Genomic DNA, 16,848 nt, shown 5'->3' on the forward strand with positions numbered 1-16,848 from the left:
GCAGCACAACGGGGAACTTTTTCTTGCCCCACCACCACAACCCCACACACAAAAACCAACCCCCACCAATTACCCCACACCACAATCAAAAACCACACAACGGGAACTTTTCCCCCTCACACACGACTTCTAACGTAGACCTTTGAAGCACAACCCACCACAAAACCAAAAAAAACAGAACAAAGCCACCACCCACAAAACCCACCACAGAAAGAAGACCACACACCGTGACCTACACCCACAACCAACCCAAGGTCACCATCGTCATCCCCAGCATGGACGAAACCGACAACCTCACCTTCCTCCTCCCACAACTCAACCCCCACTACGAAGTCATCATCGTCGAAGGCAAAAACTACAACCGCACCCTCCACACCGCACAACAACTACGACCCAACACCCACGTCATCACCCACCCACGCCCCGGCAAAGGCAACGCACTCATCACCGGATGGACACACGCCACAGGCGACTACATCATCATGCTCGACGCCGACGGCTCCGCCGACCCCAACGAAATCCCCACATTCATCACACCCCTCACCCAAGGCGCAGACATGGCCAAAGGAACCCGATACAAACCAACCGGCGGCAGCGCCGACCTCACACACATCCGCTCACTCGGCAACCGCGCACTCACACTCCTGACCAACATCCTATTCAACCAACGCTTCACCGACCTCTGCTACGGATACAACGCCTTCCGCACCGACATCCTGAACAAACTCAACCTCCCCACACCAAACGGCAACACCCACAACTACCAATGGGGAGACGGCTTCGAAATCGAAACACTGTTCATCTGCCGCGCAGCAACCGCACAACTAACCATCACCGAAGTCCCCTCCTTCGAACACCACCGAGTCCACGGACGAAGCAACCTCCACGCCTGGCACGACGGCAAAAAAGTACTCCGCACAATCTTCACAGAATTCATCAACCACCACCGCACACCACAACACCAACCACACACCACTAACCCATGAACCCCACCTACAACATCATCATCTGCACACACAACCCCAACCGGCAACACACACTCCACACCTGCATCACCGCACTCACCAACGAACTACACCCCACAGACACACTCACCATCATCGTCGACCACAACCCACAACTCGAACACCACCTCAAAAACACCTACCCCAACACACACATCCACCCCAACACACACCCACACGGCCTGGCAGGCGCACGCAACACAGGAATAACACACAACACAAAAGACATCATCGTCTTCATCGACGACGACGCCACACCCCAACCCGGATGGCGCGCCGGGCTGACTGAGGCATTCGCAGATCCAACAGTGACTGCGGTGGCGGGAATTGTGGAACCCGACTACAGGGGTGCACAGCCAAAGAATTTTCCCGCCACCATGCGCTGGATATTTGGCTGCGACTACGAAGGCATGCCAGCACCTGGTATGCCTGTGCGCAATCCCATCGGTGCAGCTATGGCGGTACGCAAAGAAGCGTTCACTCACCACAGTTTCAGCACTGACTACGGGCGGATCGGTGCTGTTGCAGGGGCGGCGGAAGAAACGGAGTTCTTCGTTCGACTCGCAGAACACAACCCACAGACACTCATCCGGCGCAGCACAGGATTTGTGGTGAAACACCAAGTAGAACCCGAACGGCTCCAGCTTCAGTATTGTTTTCGCCGCGCTTATGCAGAAGGGTGCGCAAAAGCCCTCCTTCAGGCTCAATACCCCCACGCATTGGGTGCTGAGCAACGCCACCTTCGAGTCGTCTGGCGCGCGTTGCGAAAAAATCCTCGCACCGCCCCCGTGGTTGTCACGGTCATGGTGGGGTTGGGGCTGGGATTGGTGCGCGGAAGTACGACAGTAGGTTTCCGGCGTCTTGTAACCACAACCCGTCAAATCTTGGGTGGTGGCAGGCGAAGGTAAAAGAGTGCTGATGAGCACGAAGAGTTGTGACGCAATGGTGACGTGAATTGTGAGTAGAAAAGCGGTGACGTGTGAAGAATTTTGTCCAGAGTGAGGAAACGATGAACTCGGAAAATACTGTCGATATGTCAATTATTGTGTGCACGTCGGGCAAACAACCCCTGTTCGCACACGCAGTGGCTTCTGTAGCGCGTGCAGTCCAACACGCTGCCACGCAGGGGGTGGTAGCGGAGATCATTATTGTGGACAATTCTTCACATGGTCGGGTGGCAAGCACCCCTGGGCTTGTTCCGGTGCTGAACTCAACTATCCCAATCCGTGTTGTACGCGCCGAACTCTACGGTCTTTCACGGGCGCGGAATGTGGGAGTGTTGCATGCTCGTGGTGAGTATGTGGCTTTCACTGACGACGATACTTTTGTAGATCAATCCTGGGTTTATGCTCTTCGGGAGGGCTTTAGCAGGCCAGAGATCTGGTGTGTGACTGGGCGGACACTGGCAACGAGTACTGCACTGACCGTAGAACAGTGGTTTGAGCAGGGCTGTTCTTTTGATAAGGGCGCAGATTCTGTGGAGTGGTCGAAAGACGCTGCACACACGATCGGTGAGAAAGTCACAGCCGTTGAACTGCCTATGGTTTACCCGTATCCGGCAGGTTGCTTCGGCAGTGGAAATAATATGGCCTTTCGCCGCAGTGCGCTCAGCCGCATTGGTGGTTTCGCGGAGGAATTGGGCGCGGGTCGCGCAACGAGGGGTGGGGAAGACCTGCACGCATTCCGTTCGGTGATTCTTCAGGGCGGTATGATCGCCTACCGTGCGCAGGCTCGTGCGTCGCATCGGCATCGGCAATCGCGGTGGGCTTTGAGCAAGCAAATGTTTGGTTATGGTTCGGGAATGAGCGCGAGTTTATGCCGGGCGGTGTTCGATGATCCGAAAGCGTTGGTATTTATTGGCAAGAATGTGCCCCGCGGTTTAGCTGTGGTGCTGAGTCGGCGTCGCGACCGCGCTACGACAGTGCTTGATGCTTCAGCGCCACGCTATCCGCGTACGCTGGTAGCGGCTGAGTTGTGTGGATATCTTGCGGGAATCCCGTTGTGGGTGGCAACAATGCTGGCTGATCGGCGCGCACGTCGTCAATCAGCTGGTGTTGGTGCAGGACATGGTGAAGGGTGAAAGTAGTGGTTGAAGTAGACGACAGGACTAATCCACGCGCGCAGCACGATCGTGTGCGCGTTTCAGCGCTTGTACACCCTTTCGTTTTCTGGGTGGTTGTGTGTGCTTGTGTGCTCAGTGCACTAGCGCCGTGGGTGGCGTGGTGGGCGCCGTCGCAGTGGTTGGCGCAGCTGGGGGTCATTGTTTTTGCGTGCGTGTGTGGCGCGGGAATAAGTGCGTGGTGTGCGCCACGGAATGTATGGTTGTTTGCTGCGATTACTCCGGCAGCCTCGATGGCGCTGGTGATGGTGGTTGCGTTAGCGCAGGTGATGGTGGGGATGTGGTTCCCGCCGCTGACTGCCACACTGGTTGGTGGCGTGGGTTGTGTGTCGGCGTGGGTTTTTCTGCGTCGACATCAACTCCCAGCTTTAAGCGTGCCCAAGTGGCGTGGGTGTGCGCCTGTGAGCTGGTTGCAGTGGGGGCTCGTGGCTGCTGCGTGGGGTTGCTGGATTTTTAGTTTAGGCCACCTTGATCTTGATAGTGCGGGCGGTGCTGGACTTGTTGGGGTGTTGCCAGTGTGGTTTGTTGCCAGTTTTGTGCTTCTCGCTGCAAGCGTTGCTGTGTTGAGTGCTACCCGATTCTTGGGTGGAGCATCGGTGAACTTCGCCCCAGTTGGTGCTGGGCTCGTGTTGGTGGTGTGTTTGTGCACCATTTCGGTCAATGTGGTTGATCAGGGCGCGGTCATGGGCACGGGGTATGTGCATGTCGGTTTTGTCGATGCTTTCTCCCAGCGTGGCGCGGGGTTGACTGGGATGGATGCGCGATTTAGCTGGCCTGGCTTTTTTGTCACGTTCGCGGTGCTGTCCCAGTGGGCGGGGATGACTTCAGTGAGCTCATGGTTGGTGCTGTATCCAGCGGTGATTGTGGTGGTGACTGCTGCGGCTTTAGTGAGCATTACCCGCAGTGTTGCGGTGTTGGCAGGCGTGAGCGATCGCGTGCGTGATCTGGCATCGGTGCTGGTTGTTCCTATTTTCCTCGCCGTGGCGTGGGGACAGCAGGACTATTTTTCGCCACAATCGCTGGCTGTGGTTTTTTATGCTGCGATTTGCGCAGTGCTTATCGACGCCCGCACCTCATCGATCATGCATGAACACTATCGCTGGTGGCGGGGGTGGGCACACACTCCCGGCGCGCATGATCTTTCCCTTGAGCGCCGTCGTGTGGTGTTTGTGCTGTTCCTATCGTGTGCTTTGGTGGTGTCGCATCAGTTGACGCCGGTGGCGTTGATTCTTGTGTTGGCTGGTTGGAGTGTGTTCGGCCAGGTGCGGATGCGTGCGTTGTGGTTGAGCGTGGGTGTGATTTTTAGTCTATGGTTTGCGTTTGGTGCTACGGATTGGTGGACGGGTAATTTATCGATCTTGATTGAGGGTTTCGGTAAGGCTGGGGATGCCCTTGAGCGCGGCGTCGTCACGCGTGCCACGCAAGCCCACGGCGATGAAGTGTATGCGTTGATGCAGCGCGTGCGCATTGTCATGAGTGCTGTTTGTGTGTGTGCCGCGGGCGTGTGCTGGTTCTTCTTGGGGAAAGCGCGAGTGATGAGCGCGGTGATGGTAGCTGCACCAGTGTTGCTCGTGTTCGGCCAGGCTTATGGTGGCGAGATTGCCGTGCGCATCATGCTGTACATGTCTGTGATGCTTGCACCTGTGCTCGCCGTGGGGACAGCACTGCTTTATCAGCGCTGCCTGATGCCACGCACTGGGGATCGTGATGTAGAAAGTGCAGCTGCATCGGAAGGCACTCAGATGTCACGCACACCAGGTTATGGACGTCGCGTGAGCGCTACGGTGATGATGGGTGTAGTCGTGTGCGGAGTAATTGTCACGGCAGTCACACTGCGCGGGGTAAACCTCAGCTTTGAACGCACCCCGCACGATGTGATAGCGGCAGCGCGAACAGTACTGAGCATTGCCCCAAACGGTGCAACGGTACGCCCGTTGAGCACAGAAGGGGCGCTGCGCCACGCCCGCGTCGGTGAACTGCACCACCCAGCCACCATTGAGGGAGACGCCGATCCTTTCACCCGTCTTGTACAACAAGCACCGGATTATGTTTTTCTCACCAGCATGCGGGAAAACTACGAGCACTATATTAACGGTGCGCCTCTGAACTGGTACGAGGAGATTGCTGCCAGACTCGAAGCCACAAACGACTACCGCATCATCATCCGCAGCGCGCACGTGATCGTGCTCGAGCGGCTCACCAATGGGCAGCCAATATCCACAATTATTGGTGTGGACCAGCCCCAGCGACTCGCTGAAAACAGCACATCCACAACCGACGACACAGCGGAAGGGACGAAACAGTGACTGTACGTGTCAATGACTCCGTGATTGATTTCCTGATCGGGCCAGGCTGCGCCATCCTGCTTTTCCTCAGCCTCGGGATGAGCATGTATGCTCTTATGCGCCGCAACTATTCGCAGCGCACACAGCCGGAGATCTGGAGTATCACGCACTCCCACCCGATCTTTTTCTGCACCTGGGCTGCGGTGAGCTTCGCCGCTGCGGTTGCGTTGTACCTGCGCTTAGGAGCATTGTCATGAACACAGACAACCCCCACGAGGCAATCGAAGAACCTGTGATTAGCTCCAACCCAACACAAGGAAAAACCACGACCGTGCGCACCAGAATTCTGCTCGCCACGCTGGGAATAATCTTTCTCGGTGGGGCAGGAATGAGTGTCGTCGGAATCCACCCCGACACCACAGTGCAGCGACCTGTCGAAATCGCTGCGCAAGAAGCGCTGACTGGGGATGAACGTGCTACAGGCATCCTCGCGGATGCGCTGAGCTACCACAGTGGCAACACCCACGCCATGGCAGTTGTTTTCGTCAACACTGACGGTGCCGAAGCGGCCTTTCTGCGGGCAACACCTACAACCCGCTTTGAAATCGGATCCTTATCCAAACTTCTGACCGCGCAGCTGTATCGCCGTGCGCTGGCGGAACAAAAAATAACGCCCACCACCACACTGGGCGAAATCTTCCCGGAAGAAGAATCCGACATCAAAAACATCAAACTCGTCGAGCTTTTCGCCCATACCTCAGGGCTGAGCGCCTGGGGTGCCAACACCGACGACGCAGCTCATGGGCACACGTACCTTGATAACCTCGGCAATTTCATCTACCGTGACTCAACCACCTCAGACTTACTTCAACGCGCCCGCGAGGATGCACGTGCCACCAAAGGGCAGTTTCACTATTCCAACCTCGGTATCGCGCTTCTTGGCCAGGCACTCGCCAAAGCCCAGGATATGGAATACGCCCAACTACTGCGCACCGAAATCACAGGCCCACTGAGCCTTCCTGCAACAACCGTGCTCGTTACCGAAGCCCACAACCCGCCGGTCGGTTTCAACCAAGCCCAACGGCCACTGCCACCCTCTACCTTTGGTGCTTTCGCTCCAGCCGGCGGGCTAGGATCTTCTGCACGCGATCTCGGTCGATTTACCCGCTATCTACTCGACCAATACGAGCAAGGCAAAATCCCCGTGCCCAGCGAGAACTCCAGTGTGGAAATCTTCGAAGGGTTCAACAAAGCCACCCTCGATGGCACCCTCGTGCTGCGCCGAAGCGGAACTACAGCGGGCTTTCGTTCACAGATCATCCTCGACCCAGTCAACTACCACGCCATGATCATGCTCTCCGACACCAACGCTGACATCACCGAACTAGCGGAAAACTGCTGGCGAAACCGCTATCAGGAAGACCGCGCACCCTAAAAGATTCCCCCCACACCTTTACTACAACCATCACCGTGCCTGACCTCATTATGAGCAATGGGGCTAAGGCACCCCTTTGTGTTTTTGCAGTCACTCACGCGCGGCTTTTGCCCCACATCAGTTAAAAAAGAAACACTTCCAACATTGAAGGAACGTAACCTCATGGATTCCCACACCCACCCCGCGCACACATCGACCCGCTACCGCCACGATCACCGCCACCCGCTCATCAGCATCATTGTTGTTGTCCACAACGCCGAAGAACACATCAGCAGCTTTCTTACCCAACTAGCAGCACTTACATACACCAACTACGAGTGCATCATCATCGCCGACCACTGCACTGACAACACCCTTGCGCTGATCAAAAACCACCCGATGTACACGCAACAAACCAACACAATTCGTATCCTTAACTCCACCACGCCAGGCGTATCACACGCCCGCGAACAAGCAACACTTAAAAGCTCAGGGGACTGGATCTGGTTCGTTGATGTCGACGACACCTTTGAGGAAAACATCCTCACCGAATTCGCACACCTGCACAACCTTTACCCATCTGCCACTCTGCTCCACCTTGGCGCTGAACATACCTTCCCCAACAAAGCACCCCAACCAGTTGAAACACCGTGGCCTAGCCGCACAGTTCCTTTCTACAGTTTGCGAAAAACCGCCGACACCACCACACACTTCGTGCCGAGCACTAAAACCAGCAACCTTTTAAGCCACATCCTCAACGGACACATTCGCGGCTACCTCTGGAACAAACTCATTCCCGGCCCTCAACTGCGCGCACTGGCAACCGAAGGCTTTTACCACTCCACAACCCAAAACGACTTCAACCTGCTCATCAGCTTCCTGCAAGCACACCCAACAGCCACCGTCGCCTACAACCCCACCATCTACTACCACTACATTCACCACCCTAAGCAACTCTCGACAACCGCTGGAACACACACCGTCGACAACACCCTCCAATGCATCCAGCGAGTACTTGCCCTACCAAACATCCCCACACAACCAGCCCACCTGATCAACAACTTTCTGTTGTGGGCAGGAATCATCCCATGCACAAACACACTGCTTGACCACGCCGCGAAGGAACACTCACAGGAAAAAGCCCACCAGCACTACCAACGTGCACGCCAGCTAAAAACCCAACTGAACTATTCACCCACACGGCAGTCGCTGCTGCACTTCCTGAAAAACCACCCCCTGCGAATCAGCATCCATGCCCTCATTCACCGCATACTGTTCACCCAGCCACAACCAGGAATCGGCCTTAAGCTCTACACTCGACTCAAAGGCTGAACACATTCACACCGCAGCCTTGATCACCCGCACCTTTCCAAGGAACACCTATGACCTTCACCCGCCGCCAGTTCCTCCACACAGCCGCACTCATAACCGCAGCACTTGGCAGCTCCTCACTCTCAAGCTGCCAACAACACCACACCCACACCCCTCGCACACCAGCAAACACCACCAAGGCCACCACACTTATTCGTCAAACCTTTAACGGCCCACGATTTCCAACCGGTTGGCAAGCCTACGACAACTTTGCCCGAAGCGACCCCCGCACCAGATGGCACCCAAAATTCGTCGACATCAACAACAACACACTTCGACTCTGGGGTCACTGGGACGGCAACCGCGCCATCACCGGTGGAGTGAGCAACTGGGGCCAAACCCACCAATACGGCCAGTGGGATATCACTATGCGGGCAACCGCACACCCCGTACTCAGCTACCACCTACTTTTGTGGCCAGCAAGCGATAAATGGCCCCCAGAAATCGACATTGCCGAAAGCTTCGACCCCGAACGCAGAAAAACCCACAGCTTCATCCATTACACCGAAAACGGGCACCGCACAAAACAAAGCGCCAGCATCGACATCGACGCGACCACCTGGCACACCTGGAGCGTGCGCTGGACCCCCACCGACATCCACATCCTGTGCGACAACAGTGCCTACGCCCACTACACCGGAGAAACAATCCCGCACGAACCTATGTGGTTAGCCATCCAAGTAGAAACACACGCCTCCGAAGGTCGCCACACCAGCCACCGCGACCAACGCCCCGTGGTTATCCTCGAAATAAGCGACATTACCTACACCCCTTACCAGCCACAATAAAAACACCTCTCCACTATCCGCGCACCACCGATCTGGCAGGTCTCAATCATGCCACCGATCTGGCAGGTTCGATTCAGGTCACCAATCTGGCAGGCCTGATTCAGACCACATTAAGACCATAGAGAAGACCACATTAAGACCACATTGAGTAGTGCGCTGTTCAAAAAAAGGGGGGATGTTTAGTTAATCCACTGCTGATACAACGACTCTAAGTGTGCAGTGCGATCACGCATATCAAAATGATCACGCACCCTAGCAAAACCCGCCGCACCGAGCTGCTCACGCAAGTCGGCGTCGTCAAGCACAGTGCCCAACGCCTGAGCTAAAGCAGAAGCATCCGACTCCGGCACCAACACACCTGTCACACCATCAACCACCGCCTCCGGAATTCCCCCATGCCACGTACCCACACACGCCCGTGCGGCACGACCAGCCTCCAAAAACACCTGCCCAAACCCCTCCGCATCACCATTAGACGCAGTACGCGACGGCAACACAAAAACCTTCGTCCTAGCCAAAAGCTCTCTAACTTGCACCTGCGACACCGCACCAATAAAGCGAACATTCTTCGGACAATCGCGATGCAACTGATCCCACAGCGGGCCATCACCAGCGATAACAAAACTCACATCAGGCAGCAGACGAGCAGCCGCAACTACCACATCCACCCCCTTTTTCTCCACTAGCCGCGCCACACACAACACATCAGAAGACAACAACTCTTCCTTAGGCTCACTAGGGGAGGACTCAACCTCATTCAGACTGATCCCCGTATAACACACCTGCACATCTGTTGCCCCCACACGCCGAGCACAGCCGGCAATAAACTCACTGACCGCCACCGTATGCGCCCGGGACAAAACCCAACGCGCTCGCAGCCGATACACCCAACTACGCGGCAGCGCAGTCACGTCATACCCATGCGCTGTGACCACCAACGGCAACCCCAACGAACGAGCCGCACGATGAACAAACCACGCATCCTTCACAAAATGGGCATGCACTAAACGCACACCCGACGACGCCAACGCCTTCTTCACCCGGGGCGCAACCCCCGTCAGTTGCGCCAACGCCAACGCCCACCGATCGCCGCGACGACTGAGATCATAAAGCACACGTTCATCACCGCGAGCCAAACTCTCACCCGCAGTGGCATAAGCCCCAAACAACACCGGCGAAAAAGACTCATAATGATCCACCTGATCCCTAATAAAAGTCTCCGACAACGGCAACAATTCAAGACGAAAAACAGCCACCTTCACCACTTCGGGGCGACGATTCTTCTCATGCATCAACTCCACAACCCCCTACACCTCCACCGGCGAAGACGACTGCGCATGACCTAAAGCCACAAGCCTGCGCAGCGGAATCCACGCCACCAATAAAATCCCCACATCCTGAATCAAATAGGCCACACCCACCGCCACAATGCCGAAATGCGGCAACAACCACCACACCGTTACAACCAACACCACAGACGCACACACCTGAACACAAGCCGGGAACACAATACGGGAATACACTTTCGATAAAACGCCAAACAAGAATGCCGGCGCACCCACCACATGGGCAATCCCCATCAACACCAACAACCACCCTGCCGCCCGGGCATACTCAGCCCCATACACATACAAAGCCAGCGGGCCAATCACACTCACCCCCACAAAACGAAGCGCACTAACCCGAAGCGTTGTCACCTTCATCTGCGGCCACAATGCGGACACAACAGCGCCCGGTGCGACCGCTTTGGACACAAAAGGACCAGTAAAAATAGCCATAACCATCAACGAAGCATTCACAATCAACCACGCCGTATTAAAAAACGCTGCCTGTTCCAATCCCGCCTGCGACACCACCATGCTGGGAATAAACAACCCCGGAATACTCTGCCCCACAAGCCACACAATACTCGTGCGATGAAACCGTATCGCCTGCGAACGTACAGGAATGCCATCATCGGCAGGGGAGAGAACGTTATCTTGAGAAATAGCCGAAACATGCGAGGAGTCTGTGGCGGCGTCGATACGCACACGAGCAACCATAACCCCCACCACCGCAAGCAACACAAGAACAGAAACCCCCACCCAACACCACACCAGCAACCAACCCGCCCACACCACCGACGACACACCACACGCGGCAACAGCCCCCACAACAACCGCCTTCAGCACCCCCTGCGACACATTCTTCCACCCCATCACACGCGGAACACCCCAACCATTCAACACCGAATCACTCAGCGCAAACAGAGCCAAAACCACAACACAGCAACAAAACGCACACTTACTCACCAAGGTTGGGAAAACGACACTGCTGTCCCACACCCACACATACACCCCCGAACACAGCACAGCACTCAGCACAACCCCCACGCAACTGAGCAACGCCGCCCGCACCCGCCGCTGAACGCTCAACACCGGAAAATAACGCTCGATCACAGGGCCAATCGACAATAACGACAGCGACGCCACCGACGTTCCCACCGACACCACAGTCGAAGCCTGCCCCACCGCAGTCGTTGAGAAAAAACGCGACGCAATCACCCAAAAAAACACGCCCGCCACAGCATTAATGCCCGCAGCAAGAACCAAAAAGCGCGAATCCGGAAATGCCTGGGGCCTAGCAGCGCCGCGAACCTGAAACCGCCGCGACAACTGAGCTAGTAACCAACTGCCAGCACCCACACAACCACCACTTTTACTGAGAATCCGTGCACTAAACCATGCGCTGAAAGTCAAACAACCCATGCTCAAGCACAAAACTACAAAACCCCACACCCATGACTGCTTCATCATACTCATAGGCAAGCACCAACACACCCATCGTGTACTGTGCACTAACGAAGGAAACCAACGTGTGGTGGGATCCAACACTGAAAAGAAAACACGCCCTATACGAGGAAAACGCCCCGAAAATGTCTGAAATCCAACCCGCGCAAACGCCGTTAGAAAACACCTTGATTCTCGCCTGGGAAAAACAGCTCGGAATCACCCCCATCTGCCGCACCGACCGGCCGGAAGACTTAGGCGCGACCAGTCTCGATGTTGAATCTGTGATCATCCATCTCCAGCACGCGCTCGGGCGAGACTTGCCCCTCGAACTTTTTGCCCCTCTCGCGGGCGAAAGCGAAGCACCTCGAATCCACGAGGTTGCACAGCGGATCGAACAACACAGCAAAGAAAGCTTCACTACCTCTAGTCCCACCTGCACACATCTGACCCCCGGTAACGACGATAAGCCACTAGCCTTGCTGTTCGTGGGCGCTGGTGCCACCGGGGTGTGCTATCGGATGCTTGCCCGCGAACTCTCAGGATCGTTTGATTGCTGGGCATTCCACGCCCATGGATTCTTAAGCAGAGGCATCCCAGACTGGACCGTGCGTGCACATGTGAAACGACACCTCACATCAGCTCGCGAGCACATCCCTCAATTTGAACAGCGGTTACGCACCACCCCTGCGACAGTGATCGGGCACAGCTTCGGTGGCTACATCGCCATTTTTGCTAGCTTTGCACTCGAAGAACAGGGCTTTAGCCCCAAGCGCACAGTGATTCTCGATAGCGTGATGGCTCGCGATGGAGTGTCAGTAGCAGACTTCAAAACCCACCCACACCCGCAAGAAGCTGAAAAAACACAGTCCAAAAAGCGCTTTTCAAAGATTCGCTCAGTGGTAAAACAGCTGCGCACCCATGTGCACATCTATACCGCGGGAATCATTATGCGTGATGTACAAACCCAGCAACACATCTTCTGGGAGCAAGCGGTACGCATCCAAAATCGAACACGACTTTCAGGTGTGCCAGCGGGCAGTATTGTGGTAATCACCGACGACAATAAAATCCAGCAGCCATTGTGGGAAAAACTCGACCCGGCACCGCAGATCGTGCACGTAGGCGGTGATCACCTGTCCGTTTTGCGGGATATGCGCTACGTCCCGCAGGTCGCATCGATCATCACAGGGGACTGAGCCCCACAGGGTTTGAAGAAAAAAATTTTTATGAGTTTCAAGCCTGCTGGGAACTAACTGGTGTTGTGGTGCGACTAGTGACCATGCTCTTTTTCCCAGAACTAGCCACCCTAAAAGACTCACTTGCCTTCCATGCCCGCACTCGCGGTGATCATGTGGCAGTCATGACCCCCACCCACAGCTTGACCTATGCTCAGCTTGCCCACAATGCAGAGCTGGTTGCGCACCAGCTGCGTCAACTCGGCGTAGGGGAAGGGGATCGGGTGGCGTTTATTGCCAAAGAACGCGCCAGTTATTGGGAAACAACCTTCGCCTGTGCACTCATTGGTGCGGTTATAGTACCGATCAACTGGAAACTCACCCAGGAGGAAGTCGCGCATATTCTGAAGGATTCTGGGGCAGGCGTGATCTTGATTGATGGCGATCATCAGCTTTTTAATACCACAGGCATCACTGAGATTAACACTTTGCCACAGGCGTGGCAGGCGTGGCTGAGTGCAGCAGAACTGAAAGAATCAGACACACAGTCACTGCTTACTGCAGGTTTTGAGCCAACCCCAGATACTCCTGTGTGTCAGCTGTACACCTCCGGTACTACTGGGTTGCCGAAGGGCGTTGTGTTGGCGCACCGTTCATGGTTTGCTGTGCGCAATGCTTTGGGTGAAGCGGGTGTTGAGTGGATCAGCTTTGAAGAAAATGATGTGTGCTTCGTAGGTATCCCCGGCTTCCATGTGGGGGGTATGTGGTACGCAATGCAGGTGTTTAATGCTGGTCAAACTGTGTACTCGGTGGAGGAATTTAATCCTGTGAGTGCTCGAGAGATTTTCAAGCAGGCAGCCGTGACCTCGGCGATCCTTGTTCCGGCAATGATGGCATCGATTGCGGAGTTAAGCCCTGCCGACCCCGATGCGTTCGCGCATATGCGGCAGGTTATCTACGGCGGTGCACCGATTGGGGATTCGGTGTTGGCGAACTGTGTGCGGGTGTTTGGGGCGCGATTTGCCCAGATTTACGGCTTGACCGAGACCGGCAATACGGCAGTCTGCTTGCCCCCTGAGGAGCATTATCCGGATTCGCCACGTTTAAAGGCGGCGGGTCGTCCTTATCCTGGTTTTGCGGTGCGGATCGTTGATGAGGACAATACTGTTCTCCCAGCTTATGAGGTAGGGGAGGTGCTTTTGTATACCCCTGCGCGAATGGTGGAGTATTGGAATTTGCCTGAAGCGACGAGCGAGACGTTAGTAGATGAAGCTGATGCGGGCTGGATTCGTACGGGCGATGCGGGTTTCGTTGACGATGAAGGTTTTTTGTTTATTCAGGACCGCATTAAGGACATGATTTTGGTTGGTGGGGAGAATGTTTTCCCTGCTGAGGTGGAAAAAGTGTTGCTACGTGAATGCGGGATTGCTGATTGTGCAGTGATTGGTGTTCCGGATGACCGTTCGGGTGAGGCAGTGCTGGCGCTCATTGTTCCTGATCCTTCCAAACCACGGCCGACGACGCGTGACTTGTTGTTGGCAGTGCGTGGCAAGATTGCTGCGTTTAAGATTCCTTCGCGTTGGGAGTTCATTGAACAGATTCCGCGGAATCCTTCGGGCAAAATTTTGCGGCGCGCTTTGCGTGAGAAGTATTGGGTTGGGCGCGATCGAAAGGTGAATTAAGAGTGCGTTTTGCTCACGGTAGGGCCTATCGCCTTCGTGCAGCGTGTTGTGTGGTCGCTGCGTGTTCTAGCTTATCGACGCCAGCACTAGCTTCACCCAACGCTACAGCTCGTGAGGTGGTTTCGGCTACACGTTCGGTGGAGGTTGTGCAGCCTGCTGCTACCCGCACGATGGGTGGTATGCGGGTGCTGGGTACTTCTGCGGGGCAAAATGCTCGTGTGAGTTTCGGTTTTTCCGGTTCAGGTGTTTCTTTAGACCAGCAGTTGAAAGTAGCGGCAGTGCCACTAACTACCCGATCAGGCAGGATTGATACATCCTCGGTGGCAACGCGCGTGCACACAGTAACGCAGACTATTGGTGAAGGTGTTGTCGTCGATTTTCCTTTTGGAACACTCCAGTTAAGCCAGACAGATCCTACTCCTCTCGACGACAGTGATACCGCTACGGCGGATACTGTGCTGGTAGTTGAGGCATCGATACAATCGGATGCTCCAGCTGGGGACTATCCTGTGGCAGTGTGGGTTGAAACCATCAACGGCGAAGCATGGTTGTTCCCACTTGTGGTGGCAGTATCCGGCCAACGCAGTATGGAGTTAAGCCTCGAATCGGTTGACTTCCAGCCTGCAGGTGTGGCGTTGTGGCCTTTGACTCGATCCCACGCCGACGTTGCACTACAGGTGCGCAACACGGGAAATCAGATGGTGTGGGGCGAACCCGAAATTGGTATGGACGGCGCCTTCGGATTTAACGGCACATCCATAAGCAGTGAAGAAAACGCTCCTAGTCCAGCAGCCACACCATTTCGTGTGATCACACCGGACTCTTCCGAAACCAATGATGCGCAACGCGCGAAAACATTTGTGCTTTTCCCTGGTGAAAGCCTGAGTGTGGACACGGAAATTCCAGTCATTCCGGGGCTTGCAGTGGCCCCGACATTTGCAATCCATGTGCCGTACACAAAAACAGATGGCAGCCAATCGTCCTACCCAGTATTTACATCAGCACCTGCCACCATGATTCTGCCGTGGGGCAGCATCGTGGGAATATTTGGTTTCCTTACACTCCTTGCCGCAGTGTGGGTGTGGGTACGTTGCCACGCACTAGCAGTGGGGCGTCGACACGCTTGAAGCGACACCCAGCAGTGCAGCTACAGCGAGTCGTGTTGATGATCCTCATGCCCAGTAGCCCAATGCTCCCGATCTGAGAAAGCAGCGTGATCATGCGCATGGGCTGACTCATCCCCATCGTTGCCATGCGTATGCCGGTGATCATGATGATGCGAGTGTTCATGCGTGTGCAGCACATCTCCATGCCAATGCGCATGGCTATGGGCATGTCCATGCGGATGCGTATGCTGTAACCCGATGCTATCGCGCACCATCAACCACGTCGCCAACGCCATAATCACCAGCGCGATGACAAAAGTGATGCTGAGCTTCTCCGACAAAAATACAATGGAAAATACCACACCGATAAACGGTGCCAGTGCATAATATGCGGACGTTTTCGCAGCACCGAGATCCTTCTGCGCCAAAATATACACAGTAATGCTTAGCCCAAAGGACACGAATCCTAAACACATCGTGGCGACAATCCAGCCAGCAGCGGGGAACACTTCGCCTGCCCACAACGCAACAATCACACAGCCCAAGCCGGAGAAAACACCCTTGAGCATCACAATCTGCGCCGCGCTTTTCGACGCCAAACGAGTTGTACAGTTATTTTCCACACCCCAACACACGCAGGCTGCCAACACTAGCAATGCACCGTGATCCAACTCGATACTGCCTGGCTGGAAGCTCAACAGAATACTTGCGATCGTCACTAGCACAATGGCTACCCATAGCCTTGGGGAGATCACCTCCCGAAACACCACAAGCGCAATTAATGAGGTGGCAACGATTTCAAAGTTATTCAGCAGCGACGCAGTGGCTGCTGTCGTTTCTTTCAAACCCCACATCAGTAATATCGGCGCGGCGATATCAAGGACAATCATCGCAAGAACATAAGGAAAATCAGTTCGTGTCAATGGCTCATCGTTCACCTTCGTACGAGCACTGACAAGCCAATACGCACCCATACCAATCCCCGCACCCATATACAGAAAAGCAGCCACCATTGTCGGGCCAGTGTGGTGAAGAATGTTCTTCGACAACGGTGCTGACAGTGCATACAATGCCGCAGCCGCAATCGCGAAAAAAATTGCACGAGACTTTGTACTAAACACACTACTCATCAC

14 protein-coding genes are annotated in these 16,848 nt (G+C 55.2%); 11 read left to right on the top strand and 3 right to left on the bottom strand.

Features of this window, described 5'->3' with window-relative positions; genetic code table 11:
- Positions 1–227: 227 nt before the first annotated feature.
- From CFELI_RS06170 to CFELI_RS06205, 8 genes are all read left to right on the top strand, one after another.
- Positions 228–986 carry a glycosyltransferase family 2 protein gene (locus tag CFELI_RS06170; protein WP_277103397.1) on the top strand — a complete coding sequence of 253 codons (759 nt, stop codon included), beginning with the start codon at positions 228–230 and terminating at the stop codon, positions 984–986.
- Positions 983–1,912 carry a glycosyltransferase family 2 protein gene (locus CFELI_RS06175; protein WP_277103396.1) on the top strand — a complete coding sequence of 310 codons (930 nt, stop codon included), beginning with the start codon at positions 983–985 and terminating at the stop codon, positions 1,910–1,912. The genes CFELI_RS06170 and CFELI_RS06175 overlap by 4 nt, the downstream gene beginning before the upstream one ends.
- A gap of 101 nt (positions 1,913–2,013) precedes the next feature.
- Positions 2,014–3,084, top strand: coding sequence for a glycosyltransferase (locus tag CFELI_RS06180; RefSeq protein ID WP_277103395.1), 1,071 nt, complete (start codon positions 2,014–2,016; stop codon positions 3,082–3,084).
- Positions 3,085–3,194: 110 nt separating this feature from the next.
- The gene (locus CFELI_RS06185) at positions 3,195–5,429 is read left to right on the top strand and encodes a hypothetical protein (RefSeq protein ID WP_290259839.1); all 2,235 of its coding nucleotides are present in this window, start codon (positions 3,195–3,197) and stop codon (positions 5,427–5,429) included.
- Positions 5,426–5,665, top strand: coding sequence for a hypothetical protein (locus CFELI_RS06190; protein ID WP_277103393.1), 240 nt, complete (start codon positions 5,426–5,428; stop codon positions 5,663–5,665). Before CFELI_RS06185 ends, CFELI_RS06190 begins: the two co-directional genes overlap by 4 nt.
- Entirely contained in the window at positions 5,662–6,843 is a 1,182-nt protein-coding gene (locus CFELI_RS06195) for a serine hydrolase domain-containing protein (protein WP_277103392.1), read from the top strand. The genes CFELI_RS06190 and CFELI_RS06195 overlap by 4 nt, the downstream gene beginning before the upstream one ends.
- A 162-nt stretch (positions 6,844–7,005) precedes the next feature.
- Positions 7,006–8,154, top strand: a complete 1,149-nt coding sequence (locus CFELI_RS06200) for a glycosyltransferase family 2 protein (RefSeq protein WP_290259844.1) — start codon at positions 7,006–7,008, stop codon at positions 8,152–8,154.
- A gap of 50 nt (positions 8,155–8,204) precedes the next feature.
- Positions 8,205–8,981: a glycoside hydrolase family 16 protein gene (locus CFELI_RS06205; protein WP_277103390.1), complete on the top strand. Its 777-nt coding sequence runs from the start codon at positions 8,205–8,207 to the stop codon at positions 8,979–8,981.
- Between the two features lie 179 nt (positions 8,982–9,160).
- Here CFELI_RS06205 and CFELI_RS06210 read toward each other — a convergent pair whose 3' ends face one another.
- Both CFELI_RS06210 and CFELI_RS06215 read right to left on the bottom strand, forming a co-directional pair.
- Positions 9,161–10,273, bottom strand: a complete 1,113-nt coding sequence (locus CFELI_RS06210; RefSeq protein ID WP_277103421.1) for a glycosyltransferase — start codon at positions 10,271–10,273, stop codon at positions 9,161–9,163.
- Positions 10,274–10,288: 15 nt separating this feature from the next.
- Positions 10,289–11,782, bottom strand: a complete 1,494-nt coding sequence (locus CFELI_RS06215) for a hypothetical protein (RefSeq protein ID WP_290259848.1) — start codon at positions 11,780–11,782, stop codon at positions 10,289–10,291.
- Between the two features lie 113 nt (positions 11,783–11,895).
- Between CFELI_RS06215 and CFELI_RS06220 the strand changes: the two genes are divergently transcribed.
- From CFELI_RS06220 to CFELI_RS06230, 3 genes are all read left to right on the top strand, one after another.
- Entirely contained in the window at positions 11,896–12,948 is a 1,053-nt protein-coding gene (locus CFELI_RS06220; protein ID WP_277103388.1) for a thioesterase domain-containing protein, read from the top strand.
- Positions 12,949–13,031: 83 nt separating this feature from the next.
- Entirely contained in the window at positions 13,032–14,609 is a 1,578-nt protein-coding gene (locus CFELI_RS06225; protein WP_277103387.1) for an AMP-binding protein, read from the top strand.
- 116 nt (positions 14,610–14,725) lie between these two features.
- Positions 14,726–15,736, top strand: a complete 1,011-nt coding sequence (locus CFELI_RS06230; protein WP_277103386.1) for a hypothetical protein — start codon at positions 14,726–14,728, stop codon at positions 15,734–15,736.
- A gap of 20 nt (positions 15,737–15,756) precedes the next feature.
- Here the strand turns inward: CFELI_RS06230 and CFELI_RS06235 are convergent, their stop codons facing one another.
- Positions 15,757–16,845 (bottom strand): DMT family transporter, encoded by a 1,089-nt coding sequence (locus tag CFELI_RS06235; protein ID WP_277103385.1) that lies wholly within the window; start codon positions 16,843–16,845, stop codon positions 15,757–15,759.
- Positions 16,846–16,848: the final 3 nt, after the last annotated feature.

It is taken from the genome of Corynebacterium felinum (assembly GCF_030408755.1).
GTDB classification, from domain to species: Bacteria; Actinomycetota; Actinomycetes; order Mycobacteriales; family Mycobacteriaceae; genus Corynebacterium; species Corynebacterium felinum.

What these genes read in the sequence shown, in the direction of transcription:
- CFELI_RS06175 (WP_277103396.1), top strand. Translation starts at nt 983, where the DNA reads ATGAACCCCACCTACAACATCATCATCTGCACACACAACCCCAACCGG.
- CFELI_RS06180 (WP_277103395.1), top strand. Translation starts at nt 2,014, where the DNA reads ATGAACTCGGAAAATACTGTCGATATGTCAATTATTGTGTGCACGTCG.
- CFELI_RS06195 (WP_277103392.1), top strand. Translation starts at nt 5,662, where the DNA reads ATGAACACAGACAACCCCCACGAGGCAATCGAAGAACCTGTGATTAGC.
- CFELI_RS06200 (WP_290259844.1), top strand. Translation starts at nt 7,006, where the DNA reads ATGGATTCCCACACCCACCCCGCGCACACATCGACCCGCTACCGCCAC.
- CFELI_RS06205 (WP_277103390.1), top strand. Translation starts at nt 8,205, where the DNA reads ATGACCTTCACCCGCCGCCAGTTCCTCCACACAGCCGCACTCATAACC.
- CFELI_RS06210 (WP_277103421.1), bottom strand. Translation starts at nt 10,273, where the DNA reads ATGCATGAGAAGAATCGTCGCCCCGAAGTGGTGAAGGTGGCTGTTTTT.
- CFELI_RS06215 (WP_290259848.1), bottom strand. Translation starts at nt 11,782, where the DNA reads ATGAGTATGATGAAGCAGTCATGGGTGTGGGGTTTTGTAGTTTTGTGC.
- CFELI_RS06220 (WP_277103388.1), top strand. Translation starts at nt 11,896, where the DNA reads ATGTCTGAAATCCAACCCGCGCAAACGCCGTTAGAAAACACCTTGATT.
- CFELI_RS06225 (WP_277103387.1), top strand. Translation starts at nt 13,032, where the DNA reads ATGCTCTTTTTCCCAGAACTAGCCACCCTAAAAGACTCACTTGCCTTC.
- CFELI_RS06235 (WP_277103385.1), bottom strand. Translation starts at nt 16,845, where the DNA reads ATGAGTAGTGTGTTTAGTACAAAGTCTCGTGCAATTTTTTTCGCGATT.